This is a genomic window from Bradyrhizobium sp. S3.2.6, assembly GCF_040546885.1.
Taxonomy (GTDB): domain Bacteria; phylum Pseudomonadota; class Alphaproteobacteria; order Rhizobiales; family Xanthobacteraceae; genus Bradyrhizobium; species Bradyrhizobium cytisi.
This window is the reverse complement of the sequence record NZ_JBEPOS010000016.1, coordinates 60,209-86,265: the sequence shown is the minus strand read 5'-3', so window position 1 is coordinate 86,265 and position 26,057 is coordinate 60,209. Positions and strand designations below refer to the sequence as shown.

Here is a 26,057-nt window from a genome sequence, read left to right as displayed (position 1 = left end):
GTCTCTATCTTCAGCTAGAAACACCTCACCTCAGCCTCAGCCTGCGCCCGCCGCAAATCATTCACGGCCGAATTCGCCTGCTCTGATGTCCGGAATTGGGTGCCGAGATTGCCCTGGACCTGGGACATGCTGAGCGCGGTCTCGGCGGTGGCATAGCGCTCGTAAGAGACAATCGAGGCGACCACGTCGATCGAGCAGGAGCATTGCTCGATCGCCTGCCGCGTCTCGCCATTGGCTTTCATGCAGCCATAGACATATTCCGCGCGCGCCGACGTCGGATAATCATTGGGCTCCTCGGCCCGCGCCGCGTAGACGGTCGCCGCGAGCACGATCATAGCGGCGACAATCGGTCGTACCTGTCCCGCAAAACTCATGAGCGTCCTCCCACTGGTTGCGATGGAAGCTATGCTATGCGTATTGTCCTGAAAAGCACTCCCTTCGAGGAAATGGCTCACAAGGTGATCAGAGTTTTGGCACGAATATTGGCGCTCGCGATGATGCTGGCACTGACGCTGGGCACCTCGGCTCGTGCCGCGGACACCATCCGCCTGGCGGTGCAAAAGACCGGAACATTCTCCTGGGAACTGGCCACCATGCGCGAGGCCGGGCTCGACAAGGAGGCCAACCTGGCGCTGGAAGTCACCGAGCTTGCGAGCCCCGAGGCCGGCAAGATCGCGCTGCGCGCCGGCAATGCCGACATCATGTTGTCGGACTGGCTCTGGGTGTCGCGCGAGCGCTCGCTCGGCGCCAAGCTCACCTTCTATCCTTATTCCAGCGCGCTCGGCGCGGTGATGGTGCCCGCGGCCTCGCCGATCAAGACGCTTGCCGACCTGAAGGGCCGCAAGCTCGGCGTCGGCGGCGGCCCCATCGACAAGAGCTGGCTGCTGCTGCAGGCACGGATGAAGCAGGACGGCATCGACCTCAAATCGGATGCAACCATCGCCTATGGCGCTCCGCCCCTGATCGCCGCCAAGGCGCTCGACGGCGAGATGGATGCGAGCCTGAATTTCTGGAATTTCTGCGCCCAGCTCGAGGCCAAGGGTTTTCGGCGCCTCGCCGGCATCGAGGAGATTTTGCCGAAACTCGGTGCCAAGGGCGCGGTGTCCGCCGTCGGCTACGTCTTCGACGAGAGCTGGGCCGCGAGCCATCGCGACGCCGTGGCGCGTTTCATCGCCATGACCCGCAAGGCCAAGCAGCTGCTGGTCACCTCGGATGTGGCCTGGGACAAGATCGCCCCGCTCACCGGCGCGAGCGATCCGGCCATGCTCAAGACCTACCGCGACCGCTATCGTGACGGCATTCCACGCCGGAACATCAACGATGAGGAAGCAGATGCGCGCGTGCTCTATCGCGTGCTGGCCGAGATCGGCGGCCGCGACCTGGTCGGTCCGGCGGCCGGGCTCGATCCCGGCACGTTCTATCACGCAGTGCCCGGAGACTGAGGTGCTGCGCCTTCTCTCCTTCGCCCTGTTTCTCGCGATCTGGTGGACCGCCGCGCTGTTCGTCGGCGGCGCAAAGCTGCCCTCCCCGTCCGCCGTGCTCGATGTCATTATCGCGGAAGCGTCAAGCGGGGCACTGTTCCTGCATCTCGGTGCGACATTGGCACGCGTCGCGCTGGCTTTCGTCCTGGCGATGTCGCTCGGCAGCGCCATCGGCTATCTGATGGGGCGGGTGAAGCTCGCCGACCGGCTCGGCGATCCCTGGCTGATCCTGCTGTTGAACCTGCCGGCGCTGGTGGTGATCGTGCTGGCCTATGTCTGGGCCGGGCTCACCGAGGCCGCGGCGATCGCGGCCATCGCCATCAACAAGTTGCCGACGGCGGTCGTTACCTTACGCGAGGGCACGCGCGCGCTCGACCGTTCGCTCGACGAGATGGCGAGCGTGTTTGCGATGCCGCGTTGGCGCGCATTCCGCCATGTCGTGCTGCCGCAGCTTGCGCCCTATATCGCGGCCTCCGCCCGCTCCGGCCTGTCGCTGGTGTGGAAGATCGTGCTGGTCGCCGAGCTGCTGGGACGGCCGAATGGCGTCGGCTTCGAGATCGGCGTCGCCTTCCAGCTGTTCGACACGCCGCGGCTGCTGGCCTATTCCCTAACCTTTGCCGCGGTCGTGCTCGTGATCGAGACGGCGCTGGTGCAGCCGTTCGAGGCCCGCGCAACGCGGTGGCGCCCCCGTGCGGCTTGAGGTCGAGATCACAGGCAAGACGTTCAAAAGCGCTGCGGGCGGAACGCAGGAGGTGCTGGCGCCGATGAAATTCGCGCTGCAGTCCGGCGAGGTCGGCGTGCTGATCGGCCCGTCCGGCTGCGGTAAAAGCACGATGCTGCGCATCATCCTCGGGCTCGACCGCGATTTCGACGGCCATGTCGCGCGCCCACCGGAGGCGCGGATCGGCATGGTGTTCCAGGAGCCGCGGCTGTTGCCGTGGCGCTCGGTCGAGCAGAATGTGCGGTTGGCGGCACCCGACGTGAGCGACGCAAAACTCGCCGAGCTTTTCAGGATTTTGGAGCTGGAGGCGCATCGCAGCCACTTCCCCGGCGAATTGTCGCTGGGGCTTGCCCGACGGGTTGCGCTGGCCCGCGCCTTTGCGGTCGAGCCCGACGTTCTGGTGCTCGATGAGCCCCTCGCCTCGCTCGACGACGCGCTGGCCGGCCGGTTGCGCGACGAGATCGCGACGCTGGTCGCCAGCCGGCCCGTCACGACGCTGCTCGTGACGCACAGCCTGGACGATGCGGTGCGTCTCGGCGACCGCTTGTTCTTCCTGTCGCCCCGCCCGGCGCGCATTCTGGCCGAGGTCCCCATCGGCATCCCTCGCGAGGCACGCAGCGACGCCGCGATTGCCGCGATCAGGGCCGGGCTTGCGCGGCGAGCCCAGGATGAACAAGGCGGCGAACGCGCCGGGCGGGATGTCTCATAGGCAGCCGCACGGTCCGTGTGCTAAACAGGCCGGCAGCGGAGCCTGACGATGAGACGAACCGTTGCTCTGACGACGCTTGGCTTCGCGCTCGTCGCGACCGTGGCGAGCGCCCAGGACATGATGCGTGACGTCGACCTCACCTCACCCGCCATGGTTTCCGCTGAAATGAGCCGGCAGGAGGTCGAGGCCGTGCTGGCCAAAGCGGGCGCCGGCGCGCCCGCGGACTTCACCGGCACGCGCTTGTCGGGGCTCGATCTCTCGGGGCTCGACCTTTCCAGGTCGGTGCTTCGCGCGGCACGGCTCAACAAGACAAAACTCAGCGGCGCCCGTCTTGATCGAGCGATCCTCGATCAGGCGTGGCTTCTCGACGCGGATCTCACGGGCGCGAGCCTGAAGGACGCCAACCTATTCGCCACGCAGATGGCGCGCGCCCACCTAGACGGCGCTGATCTGACCGGCGCGCACATCGCAGCCGACCTCAGCGGCGCAAGCCTGGTCGGCGCCTCGATCGCCGACGCGCATCTCGGCGCCGACATGCGCAACCAGTCGATGGGGCTGATGCGCGCCGTGCTGCGATCGGCCAATCTGGAACGGCTGAACGCGCGCAACGCCGACCTGTCGCGCGTCGATCTCGAGTTTGCTTCCCTCAGGGGAGCCGACCTGACCGGTGCGTCGCTCCGGAACGCCCAGCTCGGCGGCGCCGACCTGAGCGGGGCGACCGTCATCGATACCGATTTCGAGGGCGCCGATCTCGCCTCCGCCAGGCTGATTGCACCGATCGGCCTTGACCGCGCCAAAAATTTCGACAAGGCAAAGAACAGCGAGCGCCTGATCAGGCAATAGCGGCGGCGCTTTGGGAGGACGATTTGATGCGTTGGGGTCTGGTGTTGATCGCGTTGCTGGCGTTTGCCGACGAAGCCGCCGCGCAAAGCAAGGGCAAGGGCATCCGGCTCTGGAATCTGACCACGGAGACCATTTCCGGCTTCCAGCTCTCGCCGGCCGGCAAGACCGAATGGGGCCCGAACCAGACCTTGAACGACAAGGACAAGGAGGTCGACCACGACGAGCGGCTGCGCATCACCGGCGTCGAGCCCGGCCACTACGACGCCAAGGTCAGCTACCCCAATTCACGGCAATGCATCGTCCGCGACATCGAGATCAAGGCCGACGCGGTGTTCTCGATCGCCGACAAGGATTTGAAGGACTGCACGAAGTAGCGCGGCAACTTACGCCTTGTCGCTCGAGTGCGGATATTCGCAGCGCCAGCGCACCGCCTGCCACTTCGGATGCTCGCCGACCCATTGCGCGATATAGGGCGGCGCGGCCATCGCGCATTGCGTCGGCGACCCCGCATAATTGAACACAATATGCTGCTCCTCGCAGGTCGCAGGCGAGAGCACCGCACACACAGTCACCACCAGGTCGATCGGATTCATGCCGGGATCCTCGCGCGGAAGCAGTTCAGGCTAACACAAAGGGATACGTTCCAAGGAGCCGGAAGTTTCAATCCGGCGTGAGAAGTAGGCGGGAACCGCTTTGCTAGAAGTTAATCCCGAACACCAGCCTTGCCTGATGCCGCTCGAAATTGACGAGGTCGAGATTGGCTCCCGCTCCGGCCGGACGGCCCCAGGCCTGCATGCTCCAGCTTAGGGTGAGCCGCGATTGCTCGGAGAGCTGGAAGTAGGCGGTCGGTCCGACGAACAGCGCCTGGCCCGAGAACCCGCCGAGGCCGATGCCCTCATACTGGCGGAAGTAGCGCAGCTCGCCGCCGAGCAGGACATTGGGGCGCACGCGCACCATGCCGGCAAAGGCCGCGCCGATGGTGGAGCTCTTCTCGGACAGCCCGCTCACCTCGAAGCGCGTCCATTCCGGCTGGTAGATCAAATTGAGCGCGCCGATCGCAAAATTCGGGATCAGCTCGCGATCGAAGGCGAGCGTGAAGGCAGTGCCGTACATCCGTCCCTTGGCGCCGCTGACTTCATCGATGCGATCGCCATGGGTCTCGGTGGCGATCGTCATCCCGAACGGGGCCCTCTCGCGGTCGAGCAGGCGATAACGCAGGTCGAGCGAGAGGCCCTGGAAATTGAACTGGCGGCGGTCGTCGATATCAGGGACGCCGGTGATGTCATGCAGCGTGGCGGTGCCGCCGACCTCGATACGAAAATTCGGCAGCGGCACGATTTCGATCTCGACCTCATGGCCAAGGGCGCGATAGCTGCCACCGCCTTTGCCGAAGCGTCCCGTCGTCTCGGTCTGAAATTCGCGCTCGCCGGGATTGCCGACATCGCTGCCGATCATGAAGCCGAAGATATGCTCGGTATCGAAGCCCTCTTCGGCCCTGGCGCACATTGGCACGAGCGTGAGCGTACACGCGACCGCCGTCCAGATTGTGTGGGCTCCAATGCGCATCACGAACACTACCACGGCTTCGACGGCATCCGCCATCAAAGCCGCGGCAGGTCGTCAGTCTTACTTGCGCGCAGCGCAGGCGTACATGTTGATTTCCATGCCGACCGGCACTTCCACGATCTTCGGAGCTTTCCAAGCCATTCGGGTCTCCCCAAGTATTGAGCGCGACATCGCGCCGGGCAAAACCTAGGGCTGCCTCAGCAACTGCGCAAGTCTGGAATCGGACCACGAACACAGCGAACTGTCGCGTCACACGCGTACAGTTCACTCTCGGGCAAACCGCCTTCGCTCCCAGTCAAGCGCTTCTGTTCTCAACGCAATAGCCGCAGCAGTGCGCGACCCGCACGCGAGTTCAGCTCCTTCGCATCCAGCGTCCCATCCTTGTCGGGATTCGCCGCGTTGAAGCGCTGCTCCACCACGGCAAGATATTCGTCGAGCGTCAGCGTCCCGTCGTGATCGGGGTCGGCGGCGGCGAGTTCTTTCGCCGTTAACCGTCCGCGCAACTCACGCACGTCGAGCGTCCCGTCATGGTCGGGATCAAGCTTTGCGAACAGCGCGGCAGCCGCCTTCTTCACCTCGGCCAAGTCGAGCGTGCCGTCATTGTCGGTGTCGAACATTTTGACCGCGCCGCCGGATGCCGACCAGGCCGGACCGGAGACCACAGCGAGCGTGAGCGCAAGCGCAACTGAGCGACGCGATATCATTTGGACCTCCCTGACCATGAGCCCCGATTCGCCGGGGATAGCGACAAGATAAGTCCGCAAGCCGACCCCGGTTCAAGCCGAATTGCGATGCTTCGCCCGGGACGGAAACGGGTTGGGCCAAAATTCTCGCGCTGCGCCAATCTTCGCGCCGTGGAAATTGGTGCAGCGCATCCGCGCAAGACGCGCAAAATTTCTCGAGGATTGGCGCATCAAGCCTGGCATCTGGCGTCTAACATATCGGCAGCGTGCTTTCGACTTTCGTATTGACGGGTTTTGCTTTCGGGCGGAGTGTTGCAATCGCAGCGTCAAAAGGCGCGCATATTGGGAGGAACGGATGAAACGCTTTGCGATGGCCGCGAGCCTCGTCATATCCGCATGCTCGGTTGCGAGCGCACAGACGACCGATCAACTGGTCAAAGGCGCAACCGATACGTCGAACGTTCTCAATTACGGGATGGGCTACAATCTCCAGCGCTTTTCGACGCTGAACCAGATCAACAAGGATACCGTCAAGAACCTCGTCCCGGTTTGGAATTATTCCTTTAATGATGATCGCAGCGAGGAATCGCAGCCGCTGGTGTACCAGGGCGTGATCTACGTGACCTCTCACAACGCGACCATGGCGGTCGACGCCAAGACCGGCAAGCAGATCTGGAAATCCAAGATCGAATATCCGGCCGAGACACCGCGCATCGTCTGCTGCGGCATCATCAACCGCGGTGCCGCGCTGTTCGACGGCAAGCTGTTCCGCACCACGCTCGACGCCAACGTAATCGCGATCGACGCCAAGGACGGCAAGGAGCTGTGGCGGCAGAAGGCGGCCGACATCAAGGAAGGCTATTCGATGACGGTGGCCCCGCTGGTCGCCGACGGCGTGGTCATCACCGGCATCTCCGGCGCCGAGTTCGGCACCCGCGGCTTCATCGATGGCTGGGATCCGGCCACGGGCAAGCATCTCTGGCGCACCCATTCGGTCCCCTCGCCGGACGAGCCCGGCGGCGACACCTGGAAAGGCGACACCTGGAAGCTCGGCGGCGGCTCGACCTGGATCACGGGCTCCTATGATCCCGAGCTGAACACGGTCTATTGGGGCATCGGCAATCCCGGCCCGTTCAACGCCGCCGTGCGCCCCGGCGACAATCTCTACACCTGCTCCGTGCTGGCGATGGATCCAAAGACCGGCAAGATCAAGTGGCATTACCAGTTCTCGCCGAACAATCCGTTCGACTATGACTCGGTGGCCGAGATGGTCCTCGCCGACATGAACGTCGAGGGCAAGCCGACCAAGGTGCTGATGGATGCCAACCGCAACGGCTTCTTCTACGTGCTCGATCGCACCAACGGAAAGGTGCTCGCGGCCAATCCTTACGTGAAGGTGAATTGGGCCACCGGCGTCGACCTGAAGACCGGCCGTCCGATCGAGACCGACGTCGTCAAGGATGCGCGCGAGGGCAAGAAGGTCGTCGTCTATCCGTCGATCCTCGGCGGCAAGAACTGGGAGCCGATGTCGTTCAGCCCGCAGACCGGATTGGCCTACGCCAACACGCTCGCCTTCGGCGGCAGGTACAAGTCGGAGCCGGCCACCTTCAAGCAGGGTGAATGGTATCTCGGCATGGACCTGACCGATCCCTGGGAATGGGGTGACGGCGCGCGCGGCCATCTGAAGGCGATCGATCCGATGACCGGCAAGGCGAAGTGGGAGGCGGCAAGTGACATCCCGCGCTTCTCCGGCGTGCTGTCGACTGCGGGCGGCGTCGTGTTCACGGGCGCGCTGACCGGCGAGTTCGAGGCCTTCGACGCCGACACCGGCAAGAAGCTCTGGCAGTTCCAGACCGGCTCCGGCATCGAGGGACAGCCGGTGACCTGGCAGCAGGACGGCGTGCAGTACATCGCCGTCACGAGCGGCTATGGCGGCGTCTACTCGCTGTTCTCCGGCGACGAGCGGCTGGCCAAGGTGCCGCCCGGCGGCTCGCTGTGGGTCTTTGCGGTGAAGCAGTAACGGCAAGAGACGTTGAGAGACAAGAGACGTTGAGAGATATGGCTCACAAGGCGGTGGCGATCCTTGCCACCGTCGCGGTGCTGACGGTCGCGCTTGCGGCGACCGTTCGTGCCGCGGACGATTCGAACGGCAATCCGCTGCAGGCGCAGATCGATCACGGCAAGTCGACCTATGCCGAAAAATGCTCGCACTGCCACGGCCCCAACATGATGAATTCCGGCACCATCACGCCGGACCTGCGCGCCTTTCCCGACGACAGGACGCGCTTCGTCACCACCGTGAAGAATGGCAAGAACAACAAGATGCCGCCATGGGGCGACATTTTGAACGACGACGAGATCGGAAATCTCTGGGCCTTCATCTCCAGCCGGAGGAAGCCATGACAGGCCGGCTGGCAGCGCTCGGTCTCGCCATCATGCTTGCGGCTCCGGCAATGGCGTGGGCGGCAGATCCCCTCGGCATCTGTCTCGACGAGGACCGCCCGCCGCTCTCCGCGCATCACCGCGGCAAGCCGGACTCGGGCTTCGACGTGCTGCTGGCGCAGGCGCTCGCGGAGGGGCTGGGACGCCCGCTCAGGATCCAGTGGTTCGAGAGCAAGCTGGATGAGGATTCGAGTCCGCAGCTCGAGGCCAATGCGCTGCTGTCCGACGGCCGCTGCTCGCTGGTTGGCGGCTACGCGCTGACGACGGATTCCCTCGTCAAGCCCGGCCTGAAGACGGCGCGCTTGCCGGATTTCGCCGACGCCACGCGCGATGACCGGCGCCGCCGCGTTGCGCTCGGCGTGCTCGCCCCGAGCCGGCCTTACGTCTATTCGCCGATGACGGTGGTGCTCGGGCCGAAGGCGCGCGACCGCAAGATCAGCGATATCGGCGACCTCGCCGGCCTGCGCCTCGCGATCGAAAGCGGATCCCTGGGCGACGCCATCCTCATGACCTTCGACAGGGGGCGGCTGATCGACAACATCACCCATCTCGTGCCCGCCCGCGACGACCTCCTGGGCGCGCTCGATCGCGGCGATTATGATGCGACCCTGATCGATCTCGCGCGCTACGACGCCCATCGCGACGCGCATCCCGACACCGCGATATCAGCCTCCGGCTATTATTATCCGATCGGGGCCAATCGCGGCTATGTCGGGCTTGGCAGCGATCCTGCCTTGATCGAGGCCGTCAACAAAGCGCTGACGGATCTTGCGGCCGAGGGCAAGATCGCCGAGTTCGGCAAGCAAGCCGGCCTGACCTATCTGCCGCCGCGCGAGCCGGCGATCCTCGGCGACGTCTGGACGAAGATCATGCAGCGGTGAGCCGAGAGCGCCCGCCGCAACCCGTCCGCTGGCCTAGCGGCACCGGCCGCCGTATGATGCCGCCGGAAGCCCTTGCCGTCCCGAACGAGAAAGGCAGCCCTCATGAGACCTGATGCCGTCGCCGTTGCCGCCCTGGTCATCCTGCTTTTCCCGGTGGGCTATTTCCTGCTTGCGTCGCCCGCTTTCCTGCTGGTGAAGCTCGACATCCCGCCCGTCACGCAGCTATTGCGCGGGATGTTCAACATCCAGTTCAGGATGGTGAGCGTCGCCGGCGTGATCGGGACAGTAGCTTTCATCTTCGCCGGACGACCGCTGTTCGCGGCAGGCGTCGGCCTGATAGCGGTCGTCGCGATCTGGGGCCGCCCGTGGTTCATGCAACAGATAGACGACCAGCTTAGTGCCAGAGATGCGGGCGATGCGGACGCGGTGCGCCAGCTGCGTCATTTGCATTGGAAAGCAATGCTGTGCAACGCGGCGCTGGTCGCCGCTCTCGTGGCCAGCATTCCCTACGTCGCCATATCGGCGTGAGCTATCGCGTGTCCAGCAAGCCGCGACGAGCAGCAGCGTGAGGCGCGCTTAATTCTGATCCACGGCAACAGCGCCCTGTTGCCCCTTGTGGATCGAGGACGGCACCACACCGAAATATTTCCGGAACACGCGGCTGAAATGCGATGAGCTGGAGAAGCCCCACGAGAACGCGACGTCTGTGATGGTCTTGCCGCCGTGAGCTTCGAGCTCCTGGCGGCAGTTCTGAAGGCGCGCCTGCCAGATGTAATCGCTCACCGTGGTGCCGCGCTCTGAGAACAGCATGTGCAGATAGCGCTTGGAGCAGCCGAGCTCGGCGGAGATCTGGTCGATGCACAGATCGGGATCGCGCAGGTGCTCGCGGATGAAAAATTGGGCACGCACATACATCGCCTCGGGCCCGACCCGATCGAACATCGTGTCGGCTTCGCGCAGCGGCAGCAGCAGCAGGTCGATCAGCGAATCGGCAACACCGACCGCGCTGTTGGCCGACAGCTTCGCCGCCTCGTCGAACGTGGCATGGACGAAATCATGGGCGATCCGTCCTGTCCCCGTCTTCGCCGACAGCTTGCAGGCCGGCATGCGCTGCGACGGGAAGCCGCGATCGCGCAGCAGCGCCTTCGGCACGATCACCACGTCGTGGCGCGTGAAGGCGGGACTGACGATTAGATGCGGACATGAGACGTCATAGGCGATGATGTCGCCCGGGTTCAGCTCGATGTGGCGGCCTTCCTGCTCGAAATAGGACACGCCATATGTCTGGAAGTGAATTTTGATGTAGGGGTGCTCATTGGCCTTGGCGCGCGCCAGCGTGTGCGCGATGCGATGCTGGCTGACCTCGATCTGACAGAGCTTCAGGCGCGAGACGCTGGTGTAGTCGATGCGTCCCTCGAGCGAGGTTGCTTCCAGCGGATCGACATCGAAGTGCCCGCACAGACTCGTCAGCCCGTCGATCCAGCTCTGGATCTGTCGCTTCGGCGTCAGTCCGGTCGTCGAGAGCGTGTGAATTGTGTCGGACATTAATCCAGCCACTGGTGATACCCGGAGATCCGACGCGAATCGCGGCCAGCGCCTGCTGGAGCCCTCAGCCTTGATTGCGTGACGTTTACCTCAACTTTGGGCGGTCTTTGAAACGAGCGCCATCGTTCCTTTGCCGCCCTTGAAAGTTAATCCTCCGCCTTAGTTGCAACGCCGTCAAGCGGAACCTGAGCGTTGGCGCGCGGCGCCAAGCCGCGCGGAAGCCGCTGAATTCGCTACTGCAAAATCAAAAACTTTGCCTCCGTGCGCTGTCGAGCAAAGCGGCTTCTCTCTTGGGCAAGTTTCCCGATAGCGAAGTCGTTAGGAATTACGGCAGGAACAAAAAAAACGGGCCGCTCCTGCACGCGGACCTGTAGCTCTCATCCTGAGGAGGAAACAGCCCAGCATCGTTTCTGGTCCCCAACGTGACCGCCCTGCACGAGCAGACGCCGGACGAAAAGCCCGGTGATTAAGCAATGCTTCGGAAACAATAAAACGCGACCAACGGAGGAATGACTATGCGCAAGGTGCTACTGGCGACCTTTCTTGGCTCCGCAGCGGCTCTCGCCGTCGGCGGCGCCTCTGCCAATGACGAGCTGAACAAGATGTCGCAGAACCCGAAAGATTGGGTGATGCCGACGGGCGACTATGCCAATACCCGCTACTCCAAGCTCAACCAGATCAACGCACAAAATGTCGGCAAGCTCCAGGTCGCCTGGACCTTCTCGACCGGCGTGCTGCGCGGCCACGAAGGTGGCCCGTTGGTCATCGGCAACATGATGTACGTCCATACGCCGTTCCCGAACAAGGTCTACGCCATTGACCTTTCGCAGGAGAACAAGATCGTCTGGAAGTACGAGCCAAAGCAGGATCCGAACGTCATCCCGGTGATGTGCTGCGATACGGTTAACCGCGGCCTGTCTTACGGTGACGGCAAGATCTTCCTGCATCAGGCCGACACAACCTTGGTTGCGCTCGACGCCAAGTCCGGTCAGGTTGCATGGACCGCCAAGAACGGCGATCCCAGCAAGGGCGAGACCGGCACCTCCGCGCCGATGGTCATCAAGGACAAGGTGCTGGTCGGCATCTCCGGCGGTGAGTTCGGCGTTCAGGCCCACATGACCGCCTACGACATCAAGACCGGCAAGGTCGCCTGGCGCGGCTATTCGGAAGGGCCGGACGACCAGATCCTGGTTGACGACAAAACCACCGCACTCGGCAAGCCGGTCGGCAAGGACTCCAGCCTGAAGACGTGGCAAGGCGATCAGTGGAAGATCGGCGGCGGCGCGACCTGGGGCTGGATCTCCTACGATCCCGAGCTGAACCTCGTCTATTACGGATCGGGCAACCCCTCGACCTGGAATCCGAAGCAGCGTCCCGGCGACAACAAATGGTCGATGACGATCTGGGCACGTAACCCTGACACCGGTGTGGCCAAGTGGGTCTACCAGATGACGCCCCATGACGAATGGGACTATGACGGCGTCAACGAGATGATCCTCTCGGATCAGTCGATCAACGGCCAGCCGCGCAAGCTGCTGACGCATTTCGATCGCAATGGTCTTGGCTACACGCTCGATCGCACCAACGGCGAGCTGCTGGTCGCCGAGAAGTACGACCCGAAGGTGAACTGGACCTCCGGCGTCGACATGGACAAGAGCTCCGCCACCTATGGCCGTCCGAAGGTGCTCGACGCAGCTTCGACCGACAAGGCGGGCGAAGATCACAACGTGAAGGGCATCTGCCCGGCGGCGCTCGGCACCAAGGACGAGCAGCCGGCGGCCTACTCGCCCGACACGCAGCTGTTCTATGTTCCGACCAACCACGTCTGCATGGACTACGAGCCGTTCAAGGTCAGCTACACCGCGGGCCAGCCCTATGTGGGCGCGACGCTCTCGATGTATCCGCCGCCAGGTGAAACCAATATGGGTAACTTCATCGCCTGGGACGGCAAGACCGGCAAGATCGTCTGGTCGAACAAGGAGCAGTTCTCGGTCTGGTCGGGTGCGCTCGCAACCGCCGGCGGCGTCGTGTTCTACGGCACGCTCGAAGGCTACCTGAAGGCAGTCGACGCCAAGACCGGCAAGGAGCTCTACAAGTTCAAGACTCCCTCCGGCATCATCGGCAACGTCACCACCTACGAGAACGGCGGCAAGCAGTATGTCGCAGTGCTCTCCGGCGTGGGCGGCTGGGCCGGTATCGGTCTGGCAGCCGGCCTGACCGATCCGACCGCAGGTCTCGGCGCGGTCGGTGGCTACGCGGCGCTCAGTAACTACACGGCACTCGGCGGCACGCTGACCGTGTTCTCGCTGCCGGCGAACTAGCCTCACCTCCGTATCGCTCCGGCGCGTGTATCAACTCCACGCGCCGGCTCGTCTCCACCGAACGCCTTCGAGGAACACCTTTTGCGTAAAATCTGCTCTGTCATTGCTGCGATGATCTTCGTTGCGTCCGGAGGAATTGCTGTCGCGGACGGCTCGGGCGACCCGACCGCCGTCAAGCAGAACGAAACTGGCGAATGGCTCGATAAGGAGGGTAACCCGACCTACAAGATCAACGGCGACTCCGTCGACTGGTACACCTATTCCGGATACCGCCGCTATCACTCGGACTGCCATGTGTGTCATGGCCCGGACGGCATGGGCTCGACCTATGCGCCCGCACTGAAGGATTCGCTCAAGACGATGAACTATGCCGATTTTCTCGGCGTCGTCGCCTCGGGCCGCAAGAACATCTCCACCGCCGCAGAGAACGTGATGCCGGCCTTCGGAGATAACCCGAACGTCGCCTGCTACATGGACGATCTCTACGTCTATCTGCGCGCCCGCTCCGACGAGGCCTGGGGCCGCGCCCGTCCCGGCAAGCATGAGGACAAGAACGACGCCTATACCAAGAGTGAAGACTCATGCATGGGCAAGAAGTGAACGTTTGCAGCCCGGCCGAGGCTTAAGTCTTGGCATCCTGCGAGAATTTGAGGAGTTACCGATGAAGACACGTGCCGCTGTCGCTTTTGAAGCCAAAAAACCGCTCGAGATCGTCGAAGTCGATCTGGAAGGGCCGAAGGCCGGCGAGGTCCTGGTCGAGATCAAGGCGACGGGCATCTGCCATACCGACGCCTACACGCTCGACGGTCTCGACAGCGAAGGAATCTTCCCGTCGATCCTCGGCCACGAGGGCGCCGGCATCATCCGCGAGATCGGCGCGGGCGTGACCTCGGTGAAGGCCGGCGATCACGTCATTCCGCTCTACACGCCGGAATGCCGTCAGTGCAAAAGCTGTCTGAGCCAGAAGACCAATCTCTGCACCGCGATCCGCGCGACGCAGGGCAAGGGTGTGATGCCTGACGGCACCAGCCGCTTCTCCTACAAGGGCAAGCCGATCTACCACTATATGGGCTGCTCGACCTTCTCCAACTTCACTGTGCTGCCCGAGATCGCGGTGGCCAAGATCCGCGAGGACGCCCCCTTCGACAAGAGCTGCTATATCGGCTGCGGCGTCACCACCGGCGTCGGCGCCGTCGTCAACACCGCGAAGGTCGAGCCGGGCTCCAACGTCGTCGTGTTCGGCCTCGGCGGAATCGGGTTGAACGTGATCCAGGGCGCCAAGATGGCCGGCGCCGACAAGATCATCGGCGTCGACGTCAACGACTCCAAGGAGGAATGGGGCCGCCGGTTTGGCATGACCCACTTCGTCAACCCCAAGAAGATCACCGGCGACATCGTCCCGCATCTGGTGACCCTGACCGACGGCGGTGCCGACTACACCTTCGACTGCACCGGCAACACCACGGTGATGCGCCAGGCGCTGGAAGCCTGCCATCGCGGCTGGGGTACATCGATCATCATCGGCGTCGCCGAAGCCGGCAAGGAGATCGCAACCCGCCCATTCCAGCTCGTCACCGGCCGCAACTGGCGCGGCACTGCCTTCGGCGGCGCCCGCGGCCGCACCGACGTGCCGAAGATCGTCGACTGGTACATGAACGGAAAGATCCAGATTGACCCGATGATCACCCACACGCTCAAGCTCGAAGACATCAACAAGGGCTTCGACCTGATGCACGAGGGTAAATCAATTCGTTCAGTCGTCGTGTTCTAGCTCGCAAGCGTCACCCCCAAGGAGGATCGACCCATGACTGCACTCCATCCCTCGATCGACAACGGTATCAAGCAAGGCACAGGCCACTTCGCCGGCGGCACGCTCGCCTGCAAATGCAAGGACCACCAGGTCAAGGTCGGCGTGAAGGGCGACGTCGCCCACAACCACGCCTGCGGCTGCACCAAGTGCTGGAAGCCGGCGGGTGCGACCTTCTCGGTCGTGGCCGTCGTGCCGCGCCAGAACGTCACCGTGCTCGAGAACGGCGACAAGCTCCAGATCGTCGATCCCTCGGCGGCGATTCAGCGTCACGCCTGCAAAGCGTGCGGCACGCATATGTTCGGCCGCATCGAGAACAAGAACCATCCGTTCTACGGGCTCGACTTTATCCATCCGGAGCTGTTCCAGGAGCAGGGCTCGCAGGCGCCGCAATTCGCCGCCTTCGTCTCCTCGGTGATCGAATCCGGCGTCAAGCCGGAGCAGATGGCCGGCATCCGTTCGCGGCTGAAGGAAATTGGGCTCGAGCCCTATGACTGCCTGTCGCCAGCGCTGATGGATGCGATCGCGACCCACACGGCGAAGGCCAAGGCCGCCTGACAAGGCTGCCAGAACCTTGTCCGTCCCCTCGCTGGTCCCCAGAGAGGGGACGGACAGCTCTCGAATGGTTTGCGGCGAGCTTGCCGCCAGTGCACTTTGCGTATGCGAGCGCGTTCCGCTCCCTCAGTCCTGGTCTCTGAATGACTGCGCAGTGCCGCCCTCTTCCTGCTTGAAGTCAGCGTCCCTGCGATTCTCCCTCCCTCGACTGAGGCATACTGCTTCGTCCGCGCAGTCCCTCTGGCGGACGAAGCTTTTTTCACCGCGCCTCAGATTCCGTGATTGCGCGACGCGCGACCTGTTGCCGCGCCCTGCTTTTGACAAACCCCGGATGCAATCTGTTCACGTCGAGAACACCCGGCTGTGAATGCCGGTCCGGCGCGATCTCTGCTACGGTCGCGCCGTCACGATGCCGCGCGAGCTCAATCAATCAAGAACAAAACGGGAGGTATCGAGCACATCCGGACATTGCGATTCGTATTCCAGCTTCATGCCGGGATTTGCCCGCGCAGGACAACCGGCTGGAGTGCGGTTGCGACAGCGCACGGACCATTGTGCCGACAGACATCGGCCAGTCCAACATCGGCAAAGCTTATGAAGAGCGAGGGACGATCATGATCAAGGTGAAGATCAACGGCCAGGAACAGAGCTGGGACGGCGACCCGGATCTCCCGCTACTCTGGTTCCTGCGCGACGAAGCCGGGCTGACCGGCACCAAATTCGGATGTGGCCAGGCCCTGTGCGGCGCCTGCACCGTCATCATCGACAAGGAGGCGGTCCGCTCCTGCATCACCTCGATCAACGACGTGGCGGGGCGCGAAGTCACCACGATCGAGGGGCTGCATCCGGATGGCGATCATCCCGTCCAGAAGGCCTGGCGCGAGGTCAATGTTCCCCAATGCGGCTTCTGCCAGGCCGGCCAGATCATGCAGGCGGCTGCGCTGCTGATGGAGAACCCCAAGCCGTCGCATGACCAGATCCGCGAGGCGATGTCCGGTAACATCTGCCGCTGCGGCTGCTACCAGCGCATCGAGAACGCCGTCCACCTCGCATCAACGGGAGTGTGACATGAATTTCATCGACAATCCGCGGAAGCTTCGTGGCTTCGAAAAGAATCTGAAGGTCGAGAAGATTTCGCGCCGCAGCATCCTGAAGGGGCTCGGCGTCACCGGCGGCTTCGTGCTCGCCGCACCCGTGATGACGCGCCGGGCCTTCGCCTATGAGACCGGCGCCGGCAAGATGCCGCATGGCGTCGTGGTCGATCCGCGCGTGTTCGTCGCGGTCGCGCCTGATGGCACCGTCACCATCCTCGCCCACCGCGCCGAGATGGGCACCGGCGTGCGTACCAGCCTGCCGCTGATCGTGGCCGAGGAGATGGAGGCCGACTGGTCCAAGGTCAAGGTGCAGCAGGCCCATGGTGACGAGGTCAAGTTCGGCAACCAGGACACCGACGGCTCGCGCAGCACGCGGCATTATCTCATCCCGATGCGCCAGATCGGCGCCTCCGCCCGTACCATGCTGGAGCAGGCCGCGGCAAAGCGCTGGGGCGTGCCGGCGACGGAAGTGAAGGCAGTCAATCACGAGGTCGTCCACAGCGCCAGCGGCCGCAAGCTCGGCTTCGGCGAGCTCGCAGCCGACGCCGCCAAGGAATCGGTGCCGAGCATCGAAGGCCTCAAGCTGAAAGACCCCAAGGACTTCCGCTATCTCGGCAAGGGTCAGGTCAGCATCGTCGATCTCCATGACATTACCACCGGCAAGGCGCGCTATGGCGCCGACGTGCGACTGCCCGGGATGAAATACGCCGTGATCGCCCGCCCACCGGTGACCGGCGGCAAGCTCACCTCGTTTGATCCGGACGCTGCACTGAAAGTGCCTGGCGTCGAGAAGGTGATGCAGGTGCGCGGCTGGCCGTGGCCGTCGAAATTCCAGCCGCTCGGCGGCGTCGCAGTGATCGCGCGCAACACCGGCGCTGCGATCAAGGGCCGCGACGCGCTGAAGCTCGTCTGGGACGACGGCGCCAACGGCAAATACGACTCGGTTGCCTATCGCAGGGAGCTCGAGGAGGCCTCGCGCAAGCCGGGCCTCGTCGTGCGCCAGGAGGGCGACGCGGACGCCGCGCTGAAGGCGGCGGACAAGGTCGTGATCGGCGAATATTACCTGCCGCATCTCGCTCATGTCAGCATGGAGCCGCCGGTCGCGGTCGCCGATGTCAAGGGCGACAAGGCGGAGATCTGGGCGCCGGTGCAGAGCCCGGGCGGCACGCGCGAGGACGTCGCCAAGACGCTCGGCATCCCCGAGGGCAATGTCACCGTTAATGTCACGCTGCTCGGCGGCGGTTTCGGCCGCAAGTCGAAATGCGACTTTGCGCTCGAGGCGGCGCTGCTGTCGAAGGAGCTCGGCACGCCGGTCAAGGTGCAGTGGACGCGCGAGGACGACCTCCACCACGACTTCCTGCACACCGTCTCGGTGGAGCGGATCGAGGCGGGGCTGGACAAGGACGGCAAGGTGATCGCCTGGCGCCACCGCAGCGTGGCGCCGACCATCGCCTCGACCTTCGCTGCCGGTGCCAAGCATGCGGCGTCCTTCGAGCTCGGCATGGGCCTCGTCGACATGCCGTTCGAGATCGCCAATATCAGTTGCGAGAACCCGGAGGCAGCCGCATTCACCCGCATCGGCTGGTTCCGCTCGGTCTCGAACATCCCGCGCGCCTTCGCGGTGCAGTCGATGGTCGGCGAGATCGCAAATGCGACCGGACGCGACCAGAAGGAGACGCTGCTCGCACTGATCGGCACACCACGCATCGTCAAGCCCGCCGTCAAGGACATGTGGAACTACGGCGAGCCCTATGACAGCTACCCGATCGACACCGCGCGCCTGCGCAAGGTGGTCGAGCTGGTCGCCGAGAAGGGTGAATGGGGCCGACAGGTCCCGAAGGGCCACGGCCTCGGCATCGCCGTGCACCGCAGCTTCGTCAGCTACATTGCGACCATTGTCGAAGTCGCTGTCGACGACAAGGGCAAGCTGACGGTGCCGCGGGTCGATACCGCGATCGACTGCGGCACCTATGTCAACCCGGAGCGCATCGCCTCGCAGATCGAAGGCGCCGCGATCATGGGCCTGAGTCTCGCCAAATATGGCGCGGTCACTTTCAAGGACGGCAAGGTGGAGCAGAAGAACTTTGACGACTTCCAGGTCATCAGGATGGACGAATCTCCCGTGGTGACCAATGTCTACATCGTCCCGCCCGGACCCGACACGCCGCCGAGCGGCGTCGGCGAGCCCGGCGTGCCGCCGTTCGCCCCTGCACTGATGAACGCGATCTTCGCCGCGACCGGAAAGCGCATCCGCGCATTGCCGATCGGCAAGCAATTGGAGGCTTGACGGAACAGACGCGGCCTCGCGCCGTTTCCATCGATCTGACTGGAGCAGATCGATGACAGACATTCCAAGGGCGCTCGCAGTCTCGCTGCTGTCGAGCGCCTTTCTTTTGACGAATGCAGCCGCGTTCGCCCAGAGCACCGCCACGCCGCCGAGCACGGCGACGCACCCCACCGCGCCGGAGCAAAACTCGCTTCCCAACGCCAGCGCGCCGCCCGCCTCGACCACCCAGACAACGGGGCAAAGCAGCGCCGATCCGAAGGTTCAGGAGATGAACCAGAAGGAGAAGGACAAGGTGGATCGCCAGGGGAAGTAGCGACGTTCACACACGCAAAATGCGGCGGACGTTGCCGTCCGCCGCATTTGCCCCCACTCGCTCCGCCGTCTTCGATCCGCCTGCGGAGCTTATTTCTTCAGTGCGAACACCCAGATCACGCCGCCTTGCGGCACGTTGGACTCGATGCCGATATTGTTGGTCGCGAGCGCGTCCTGGATGCGCTGCGCGTCCACGCCCCAGCCCGACTGGATCGCGATGTATTGCGTGCCGTCGATCTCATAGGACATCGGCATGCCCATGATGCCGGAGTTGGTCTTCTGCTCCCACAACTGCTCGCCGGTCTTGGCGTTGAAGGCGCGGAAGTTGCGGTCGTTGGTGCCGCCGGCGAAGACGAGATCGCCCGCGGTTGCCGTGACCGAACCGAACATCTGCGATTTCGGGAAGTTGTGCTGCCACACCTTCTTGCCGGTCGCGGGATCCCAGGCCTGGATCTCGCCGAAATGATCGGCGCCCGGCTTGGTCTTCAGGCCGATATCCTCCGGCTTGGTGCCGAGCCAGAGCTCCCCTAGCTTGAGCGCGATCTTCTCGCCGGTGAAGCCGCCGCAGAAATTCTCGTTGGCGGGCACGTAGACGAGGCCGGTCTTCTGGCTGTAGGCCGCCGACGGCCAGTCCTTGCCGCCCCACAGTGACGGACAGAACTCGACGCGCTTGCCGACCACCGGCTTGTGCGCGGGATCGAGGATCGGCTTGCCGTTCTCGTCGATGCCCTTCCAGACGTCGGTCGAGACGAACGGCCAGCCGGCAACGTAGTTGATCTTGGTCGGTGTGCGCTCGAGCACCCAGAAGATTGCGTCGCGGCCCGGATGAACCAGGCTCTTGATGCTGCGGCCGTCACGCTGCAGGTCGATCAGCATCGGCGCATCGACCTCGTCCCAGTCCCAGGAATCGTTCTGGTGGTACTGGTGATAGGTCTTGATCTTGCCGTTGCCGGGATCGAGCGCAAGCACCGACGAGGTGTAGAGATTGTCGCCGGGATGCATCTCGCCGGGCCACGGCGCGGCGTTGCCGACGCCCCAATAGACCGTCTTGGTCTCCTTGTCGTAGGTCCCGGTCATCCAGGCCGAGCCGCCGCCATTCTTCCAGTCGTCGCCCTGCCATGTGTCGTGGCCGGGCTCGCCTTCGCCGGGAATGGTGAAGGTCCGCCACAGCTCCTTGCCGTCCTTGGCGTCGAAGGCGGCGACATAGCCGCGCACGCCGAACTCGCCGCCGGAGCCGCCGACGATGACCTTGCCATCGACGACCAGCGGCATCAGGGTCATGTATTGACCCTTCTTGTAATCCTGCACCTTGGTGTCCCACACCACCTTGCCGGTCTTGGCATCGAGCGCGACGACGTGGTCGTCGGTGGTGGCGAGATAGAGCTTGTCCTCCCACAGGCCAACGCCGCGGCTGGTCGGATGCAGCTGGAACAGATCGTCCGGGAGCTGCCGCTTGTAGCGCCAGTATTCATCGCCGGTTTTCGCGTTCAGCGCGATCACCTGCCCCATCGGCGTTGCCACGAACATCACGCCATTGTTGACGATCGGCGGCGCCTCATGGCCTTCGACCACGCCGGTGGCAAACGTCCAGACCGGCGTGAGATCCCTAACGTTGGAGGTGTTGATCTGGTCGAGCGGGCTATAGCCCTGCCCGTCATAGGTGCGCCGATAGAGCATCCAGTTGCCTGGCTCCGGATTCTCGAGGCGTTGCTGGGTGACGGGCGCGTAGCTCTCGATCGGTCCGGCGATTGCAGCGGTCGAGACAAGGCACGTGAAGGCGACGAAGCCGGACAGCAGTATTTGCTTCCTGGTCATGGACGTTTTCTTCGACGTTTTCATGGACGTTCCCCTTTTTCATCCGTTTGAATTCTTGTTTTGAATTCTTGTCGTTCGTCCCGACGTCCGCCCCTCGGCGGATGCGGCCTCTTGTGACGCGGGCACGACCCGCACGTCCATCATCCCGGCTGCGCGCCACCTACCTTTCCGATGAATCCACCCGCGACGCTGAGCGAACCGTCAGCGAGCGCAAGCGGCAGCGCGGCGAGCCGCCGCGGCGCCGGCCCGAACACCACCTGCGCGCTGGCGCGGGGATCGTATTCGGAGTTGTGGCACATGCATTTGAACACCTCCTTGTCGCCGACATCGCTCTTGACCCAGGCGGTGACGGGACAGCCGGCGTGGGAGCAGATCGCCGAATAGGCGATGATGCCGTCGACGGCACGCGCGCGCGTTTGCTCGTCGAGCTCGGCAGCATCGAGCCGGATGATCAGGATTTCGTTGAGCCGCGAGGCATTGCGCACCACCGATGTCTTGGGATCCTGCGGCCAGGCATGCACCGGCGGGCCGCCAGCCGTCAGATCAGCCGGTTTGATGAGCTTTCCTTCGTGATCGCCTTCGGAGAACACGAGCATGTCGCCCTTCTGCGGACGTTCGTCGGAGCCGGGCGGATCTTCGCCCGCACGCGCTGGCGCGGAACAGCCGAGACAGGCGGTGGTGGCGAGTGCACCGAGCAGCAATGTTCGCCGCGTTTGCTCCGCGCTCACATCGGCTTCGGGTTCCGCAGTGCTGCCGGGGGATGATAAAGTGATATTGAATGATGCGCGCGACATGCACGGTAGCAGGCGCTGGAACTCTGCCGAAATGAAGGCGAAGAATTGGCGCCGCAATGCATCAATATGGCTTTGCTCGCTTTGATTGAACGCGATTGAACGCATTCAAACGGGTTTTTGCCATTTCAACGTCATGCCGCGCGATCGGCATGATCATTTTGCAGATCAGACTGATCATGTTGGAATTGGTGCAACGCGCTTTTAACAGCGCGACGCAACCAGTCGTGTTCAGGACCTGAGCACGTGACGCGGCGACGCGATGCGGCCGGCGATGGTGGCCGACGCCATTTCAAAACTGTCGGCGATGCGACGCGCCTTGTCGATGAACAGCGCAGCCGCCGGCGGCGGGCAGACTTCGCGCGCGGTTTGTTCGAACAAATCGAGCCAGCGGTCGAAATGATCGCCGACCAGGCTCAGCGGCATATGCGCCCGCATCGGCGAGCCATGGTAGCGGCCGCTCATCAGCACCACCGACGACCAGAACCCCTTGAGCTTCTCGAGATGCTCGTCCCAATTCTGCACGATTGCGAACACCGGTCCGAGCAGCGTGTCCTCGCGGACGCGGCCGTAGAAACGGGTGACGAGTTCCCCGATCATCTCCTCGGTGATCCCGGTGCGCTCGATCGCATTCAGGGTCAGCAGGTTCCGCCGTTCGGCCGCAGCTTCCCGCTCGGCCTTCAGTCGATCCGACATGTCCTTTGTTTTCCGTTTTTTGTTGTTCCCGCGAGCCGCCCGTTCGACATTGTCGGGCCAATTGCACGCGGCGTCTTTGTCGCAGCGCAAATTGCGGGAGTGAGCGACGGGCGCTAAGCCCGCCGCCCGCGCCAAATCAGGCGCCGTAAGTGTAAAAGCCCTGCCCGGTCTTGCGGCCGAGATGGCCGGCATCGACCATTTCCTTGAGTAAGGGGGCCGGACGGTATTTAGGGTCGTTGAAGCCCTTATAAAAGACCTCCATCACTGACAGCATGGTGTCGAGCCCGACCAGATCGGCCAGTGCCAGCGGCCCGATCGGGTGGTTGCAGCCGAGCTTCATGCCGGCGTCGATTTCCTCCGCCGTTGCGATGCCCTCCTGGAGCGCGAAGATTGCCTCGTTGATCATCGGGCACAGGATGCGGTTGACCGCGAAGCCAGGGCTGTTCTTGGCCGTGATCGCCACCTTGCCGACGCGCTGGGCGAAATCAAGCGCCTGAGCGTGGGTGTCGTCCGAGGTCTGCAAGCCGCGGATCAGCTCCAGCAGCGCCATCACCGGAACCGGGTTGAAGAAGTGCATGCCAATGAAGCGGTCGGGGCGATCGGTGGCGGCGGCAAGCTTGGTGATCGAGATCGACGAGGTGTTGGTCGCAAGCAGCGTGCGCGGCGACAGCGCGGCGCAGAGGTCCTTCAGGATCTTGACCTTGAGCTCCTCGTTCTCGGTCGCGGCCTCGATGACGAGATCGCAATCGGAGAGTTTTGCGCGATCGGTCGTGCCGGTGATACGCTTGAGCGTCGCCTCGCGATCGGCCGCCGACATTTTCTCCTTCTTGACCAGGCGCTCGAGGCTGCCGCCGACGGTCGAAATGCCGCGGTTCACTGCCGCATCGGAGATGTCGACCATCACGACCGAAAGCCCGGCCGCGGCGCAGATCTGGGCGATGCCGTTGCCCATGGTGCCTGCTCCGATGATGCCAACGGTATTGATCATAGCCTGACGTCCTTCTCGTTGAGCGAGCCCGCAATCGACTACGGCGTGCCCGGTTTGACCCGAATTTCGATCCGCGGCCGCCAAAGTGCTGCGCCGCATCCAGGCTCTTCCTTAAAGCATCCGTGGCGAGAATAAAGTCGCCTTTCCGCTCGCGAAGGGCATGATTTCGCGGTCTCGCGACCGTTTTGGCCCGAGTTTTGCGGCTCGTTTTCGCCCCCGGGATTGCCGAGGGCGCAGGGAAGGCCGGGCGCCGGCTGGCACCCGCGGTCCGCTGTGCGCGGGTAGCGCAGTGGAGAACTGCACAGCGGCGTACAGGGCAGCCGAGACATCCCGACCTTCCCTGCGCGAGTGGTTTGACGGCTTATGCCGTGCCCTCCCCGGAGCCGAATTCCTTTGGCCTCCGTCGCCTTGCGAAAAGATGGCGACGAGGAGCCGGTTGGCCCGCTGCCGCCTTCCGCAAGGCTTGACTGTAGCGACGACAGTCAGGACCACACGGTTTTGCCGTACGCAGCACGCGCCGTTCGTCACACGCGGCCGAGTGCTCACGAGGTTCGGCTCAATCCTCCGCTCGCCCTGCTCCCGACCCCTGCGTGCCGACGCGCGCCCGCGTCCACCGCAACTCACCCACGTACCGGACGACTCGCGATCCGTCCCTCGTGCCGGGTAAGCTGGAACGATACATACGCCAATTCCGAATTTCGGTAAAGCGGTATATTTTCGTGATACTGGCTTGACAATCGGGAGCTCGCTGTTGGCAGAGTGTTTTGCCCGTCGGAGGAGACCTTGTATTCTCTAACCTGTCGGCACGAACGGCAGGGACCAAGTGTGAAGCAACTTCGCAGCCACGACATCGACCATTCCAGGACATTCGGCCCTGCACCGGGGCGTCAGGCCGGATGAACGACTTCGCACGATCCGTCGTTGCTGCCTTCACGCTGATTGGCGAAGCCGATCCCGAGCTGGTCGGCATTGTCGCCCTCTCGGTGCGCGTCAGCCTGACGGCCAGCATCGTCGCACTGCTGATCGGCGCGCCGTTCGGGGCCTTTCTTGCGATCACCCGCTTCCGCGGGCGGCAGGTCGTCATCGTGCTGACCAATGCGCTGCTTGGCCTGCCGCCGGTCGTGGTCGGACTGGCGCTCTATCTTCTGCTGTCGCGATCCGGTCCGCTCGGCGCCGCCGGCCTGCTGTTCACGCCGGCGGCCATGGTGATCGCACAGACGCTGCTGGCGACCCCGATCGTGGTCGCGCTGGTGCACCGGCCGGCGAGCCTGCTGTGGGCGGAATATGGCGACCTTGCGCGGATCGACGGACTATCGACGCTGCGCAGCATCGGCCTGCTGTTCGCACTCGGCCGGACCTCGCTGCTGACAGCCTTTCTCGCGGCGTTCGGACGCGCCATCGCCGAAGTGGGCGCCATCATCATTGTTGGCGGCAACATTCGTGGCTTTACCCGCACGATGACCACCGCGATCGCGCTGGAGACCAGCAAGGGCGACCTGCCGCTGGCACTCGGGCTCGGGCTGATCCTGCTCGCGCTCAGCGTGGCGGTCTCGACACTCGCCTTTCTGCTAGTGGGACGCATTGGGGAAAAATAGCTGCTCGCCGCCGACCTTGTAGCCGGCGATCGCGTCCTGCCCCTTGGGCGAGATTAGCCAGTCGATGAAGGCTTGCCCGTCCATCGCCTTCACGTTCGGATGCTTTTCCGGATTGACCAGCATGACGCCGTACTGATTGAACAGCCGCTTGTCGCCCTCGGTCAGGATCGCAAGCTCGCCGCGGTTCTTGAACGACAGCCAGGTGCCGCGGTCCGACAGAAGGTAGGCGCTCGACGACGACGCCATGTTGAGTGCCGGGCCCATGCCGTGGCCGATCTCGCGGTACCAGCCGTCCTTGCCGATCGCGACATCGACGCCGGCCTCCTTCCACAATCTCAGCTCGGCCGCATGCGTGCCGGACTTGTCGCCGCGCGAAATGAACGGCGCCTTTGACGCCGCGATTTTACGCAGGGCCTCAGCGACGTCCTTGCCACCGGCGATTTCTGCGGGATCGCTCCTTGGGCCGACGATGATGAAATCGTTGTACATGACGTCAAAACGCTTCACGCCCTGCCCCTCGGACATAAACTTGTCTTCGGCGGGCCTGTCATGGACGAACACCACATCAGCATCGCCGCGCCGGCCGATGTCCAGCGCCTGGCCGGTGCCCACGGCCACGACCTTGACCTCGATGCCTTCGGCCGTCGAGAACAGCGGCAGCAAATAGCCGAACAGCCCCGACTGCTCCGTCGATGTCGTCGAGGCCACGGTAATGCTGCGGTCTTGCGCCAGTGCACATGTCGACCAGACCAGAACCGCTGCGATGGCGGCAAGCTTTTTCATTGCGTCGTCCTTACGCCCATGGACTTTCAAATTAGTCGGGAAGGATGACGTAGGAAAGCCCGACGTTCGGCGTCGTCGGCAGGTCGAGCAGATCGCGCGCCGGACCGGTTCGCGAAGGGAACGCCTTCACGCCTGCCTCACG

General features: G+C 63.7%; 28 protein-coding genes. 17 read left to right on the top strand and 11 right to left on the bottom strand.

Features of this window, described 5'->3' with window-relative positions; genetic code table 11:
- Positions 1-14 precede the first annotated feature (14 nt).
- Positions 15-374, bottom strand: a complete 360-nt coding sequence (locus ABID58_RS25150) for a hypothetical protein (protein ID WP_354035408.1) — start codon at positions 372-374, stop codon at positions 15-17.
- 120 nt (positions 375-494) lie between these two features.
- Between ABID58_RS25150 and ABID58_RS25145 the strand changes: the two genes are divergently transcribed.
- From ABID58_RS25145 to ABID58_RS25125, 5 genes are read left to right on the top strand one after another with little or no spacing between them, the layout of a single operon-like run.
- Complete coding sequence (locus ABID58_RS25145; protein WP_354035494.1) at positions 495-1,442, top strand: ABC transporter substrate-binding protein; 948 nt, start codon at positions 495-497, stop codon at positions 1,440-1,442.
- A 1-nt stretch (position 1,443) separates the two neighbouring features.
- The gene (locus tag ABID58_RS25140) at positions 1,444-2,181 is read left to right on the top strand and encodes an ABC transporter permease (protein WP_354035407.1); all 738 of its coding nucleotides are present in this window, start codon (positions 1,444-1,446) and stop codon (positions 2,179-2,181) included.
- The gene (locus tag ABID58_RS25135) at positions 2,171-2,911 is read left to right on the top strand and encodes an ABC transporter ATP-binding protein (protein ID WP_148756040.1); all 741 of its coding nucleotides are present in this window, start codon (positions 2,171-2,173) and stop codon (positions 2,909-2,911) included. Before ABID58_RS25140 ends, ABID58_RS25135 begins: the two co-directional genes overlap by 11 nt.
- Before the next feature lie 48 nt (positions 2,912-2,959).
- Entirely contained in the window at positions 2,960-3,754 is a 795-nt protein-coding gene (locus ABID58_RS25130; protein WP_354035406.1) for a pentapeptide repeat-containing protein, read from the top strand.
- A gap of 26 nt (positions 3,755-3,780) precedes the next feature.
- Positions 3,781-4,128 (top strand): hypothetical protein, encoded by a 348-nt coding sequence (locus ABID58_RS25125; RefSeq protein WP_148756038.1) that lies wholly within the window; start codon positions 3,781-3,783, stop codon positions 4,126-4,128.
- 9 nt (positions 4,129-4,137) lie between these two features.
- On the opposite strand, the gene ABID58_RS25120 is transcribed toward ABID58_RS25125, so the two are convergent.
- The 4 genes from ABID58_RS25120 to lanM form a co-directional block, all read right to left on the bottom strand.
- Complete coding sequence (locus ABID58_RS25120) at positions 4,138-4,347, bottom strand: hypothetical protein (protein WP_148756037.1); 210 nt, start codon at positions 4,345-4,347, stop codon at positions 4,138-4,140.
- Positions 4,348-4,450: 103 nt separating this feature from the next.
- Complete coding sequence (locus tag ABID58_RS25115) at positions 4,451-5,356, bottom strand: DUF6662 family protein (protein WP_354035405.1); 906 nt, start codon at positions 5,354-5,356, stop codon at positions 4,451-4,453.
- A gap of 24 nt (positions 5,357-5,380) precedes the next feature.
- Positions 5,381-5,461, bottom strand: a complete 81-nt coding sequence (gene pqqA, locus ABID58_RS25110; RefSeq protein WP_012029362.1) for a pyrroloquinoline quinone precursor peptide PqqA — start codon at positions 5,459-5,461, stop codon at positions 5,381-5,383.
- Between the two features lie 170 nt (positions 5,462-5,631).
- A complete protein-coding gene (gene lanM / locus ABID58_RS25105; RefSeq protein ID WP_354035403.1) occupies positions 5,632-6,024 on the bottom strand; it encodes a lanmodulin LanM in 393 nt (130 codons plus the stop codon).
- A gap of 334 nt (positions 6,025-6,358) precedes the next feature.
- On the opposite strand from lanM, the gene ABID58_RS25100 reads away from it, so the two are divergent.
- From ABID58_RS25100 to ABID58_RS25085, 4 genes are all read left to right on the top strand, one after another.
- Positions 6,359-8,023 carry a methanol/ethanol family PQQ-dependent dehydrogenase gene (locus tag ABID58_RS25100; RefSeq protein ID WP_354035401.1) on the top strand — a complete coding sequence of 555 codons (1,665 nt, stop codon included), beginning with the start codon at positions 6,359-6,361 and terminating at the stop codon, positions 8,021-8,023.
- Between the two features lie 38 nt (positions 8,024-8,061).
- On the top strand, positions 8,062-8,406 hold the full coding sequence (locus ABID58_RS25095) for a c-type cytochrome (RefSeq protein ID WP_148756033.1): 345 nt from the start codon (positions 8,062-8,064) through the stop codon (positions 8,404-8,406).
- Positions 8,403-9,326 carry a substrate-binding periplasmic protein gene (locus tag ABID58_RS25090; RefSeq protein ID WP_354035400.1) on the top strand — a complete coding sequence of 308 codons (924 nt, stop codon included), beginning with the start codon at positions 8,403-8,405 and terminating at the stop codon, positions 9,324-9,326. The genes ABID58_RS25095 and ABID58_RS25090 overlap by 4 nt, the downstream gene beginning before the upstream one ends.
- Positions 9,327-9,428: 102 nt before the next feature.
- Positions 9,429-9,854 carry a hypothetical protein gene (locus ABID58_RS25085; RefSeq protein WP_354035399.1) on the top strand — a complete coding sequence of 142 codons (426 nt, stop codon included), beginning with the start codon at positions 9,429-9,431 and terminating at the stop codon, positions 9,852-9,854.
- Between the two features lie 48 nt (positions 9,855-9,902).
- Here ABID58_RS25085 and ABID58_RS25080 read toward each other — a convergent pair whose 3' ends face one another.
- On the bottom strand, positions 9,903-10,871 hold the full coding sequence (locus ABID58_RS25080) for a helix-turn-helix domain-containing protein (protein WP_148756030.1): 969 nt from the start codon (positions 10,869-10,871) through the stop codon (positions 9,903-9,905).
- A gap of 515 nt (positions 10,872-11,386) precedes the next feature.
- Here ABID58_RS25080 and xoxF5 point away from each other — a divergent pair.
- The 7 genes from xoxF5 to ABID58_RS25045 all read left to right on the top strand — a co-directional run bounded on the left by xoxF5 (position 11,387) and on the right by ABID58_RS25045 (position 19,248).
- Positions 11,387-13,192: a lanthanide-dependent methanol dehydrogenase XoxF5 gene (gene xoxF5, locus ABID58_RS25075; RefSeq protein ID WP_354035397.1), complete on the top strand. Its 1,806-nt coding sequence runs from the start codon at positions 11,387-11,389 to the stop codon at positions 13,190-13,192.
- Positions 13,193-13,303: 111 nt separating this feature from the next.
- Positions 13,304-13,792, top strand: coding sequence for a c-type cytochrome, methanol metabolism-related (locus tag ABID58_RS25070; RefSeq protein ID WP_354035493.1), 489 nt, complete (start codon positions 13,304-13,306; stop codon positions 13,790-13,792).
- Positions 13,793-13,853: 61 nt separating this feature from the next.
- Positions 13,854-14,963: an S-(hydroxymethyl)glutathione dehydrogenase/class III alcohol dehydrogenase gene (locus ABID58_RS25065; protein WP_354035396.1), complete on the top strand. Its 1,110-nt coding sequence runs from the start codon at positions 13,854-13,856 to the stop codon at positions 14,961-14,963.
- A gap of 33 nt (positions 14,964-14,996) precedes the next feature.
- Positions 14,997-15,557: an S-(hydroxymethyl)glutathione synthase gene (gfa, locus tag ABID58_RS25060; RefSeq protein ID WP_148756027.1), complete on the top strand. Its 561-nt coding sequence runs from the start codon at positions 14,997-14,999 to the stop codon at positions 15,555-15,557.
- Between the two features lie 611 nt (positions 15,558-16,168).
- Positions 16,169-16,621, top strand: a complete 453-nt coding sequence (locus tag ABID58_RS25055) for a (2Fe-2S)-binding protein (protein WP_148756026.1) — start codon at positions 16,169-16,171, stop codon at positions 16,619-16,621.
- Position 16,622: 1 nt separating this feature from the next.
- On the top strand, positions 16,623-18,935 hold the full coding sequence (locus ABID58_RS25050) for a xanthine dehydrogenase family protein molybdopterin-binding subunit (protein WP_354035395.1): 2,313 nt from the start codon (positions 16,623-16,625) through the stop codon (positions 18,933-18,935).
- A gap of 52 nt (positions 18,936-18,987) precedes the next feature.
- Positions 18,988-19,248 (top strand): hypothetical protein, encoded by a 261-nt coding sequence (locus ABID58_RS25045; protein WP_354035393.1) that lies wholly within the window; start codon positions 18,988-18,990, stop codon positions 19,246-19,248.
- Positions 19,249-19,337: 89 nt separating this feature from the next.
- Here ABID58_RS25045 and ABID58_RS25040 read toward each other — a convergent pair whose 3' ends face one another.
- The 4 genes from ABID58_RS25040 to ABID58_RS25025 form a co-directional block, all read right to left on the bottom strand.
- Positions 19,338-21,062 carry a methanol/ethanol family PQQ-dependent dehydrogenase gene (locus ABID58_RS25040; protein ID WP_354035391.1) on the bottom strand — a complete coding sequence of 575 codons (1,725 nt, stop codon included), beginning with the start codon at positions 21,060-21,062 and terminating at the stop codon, positions 19,338-19,340.
- Positions 21,063-21,202: 140 nt separating this feature from the next.
- Entirely contained in the window at positions 21,203-21,856 is a 654-nt protein-coding gene (locus ABID58_RS25035) for a QcrA and Rieske domain-containing protein (protein ID WP_148756022.1), read from the bottom strand.
- A 228-nt stretch (positions 21,857-22,084) separates the two neighbouring features.
- Positions 22,085-22,549, bottom strand: a complete 465-nt coding sequence (locus tag ABID58_RS25030; protein ID WP_354035390.1) for a group III truncated hemoglobin — start codon at positions 22,547-22,549, stop codon at positions 22,085-22,087.
- A 136-nt stretch (positions 22,550-22,685) separates the two neighbouring features.
- Complete coding sequence (locus tag ABID58_RS25025) at positions 22,686-23,537, bottom strand: 3-hydroxybutyryl-CoA dehydrogenase (RefSeq protein ID WP_148756020.1); 852 nt, start codon at positions 23,535-23,537, stop codon at positions 22,686-22,688.
- Positions 23,538-24,433: 896 nt separating this feature from the next.
- Here ABID58_RS25025 and ABID58_RS25020 point away from each other — a divergent pair.
- A complete protein-coding gene (locus tag ABID58_RS25020) occupies positions 24,434-25,132 on the top strand; it encodes an ABC transporter permease (protein WP_148756019.1) in 699 nt (232 codons plus the stop codon).
- On the opposite strand, the gene ABID58_RS25015 is transcribed toward ABID58_RS25020, so the two are convergent.
- Positions 25,106-25,915: an ABC transporter substrate-binding protein gene (locus ABID58_RS25015; protein ID WP_354035388.1), complete on the bottom strand. Its 810-nt coding sequence runs from the start codon at positions 25,913-25,915 to the stop codon at positions 25,106-25,108. The genes ABID58_RS25020 and ABID58_RS25015 overlap by 27 nt on opposite strands.
- Between the last annotated feature and the right edge of the window lie 142 nt (positions 25,916-26,057).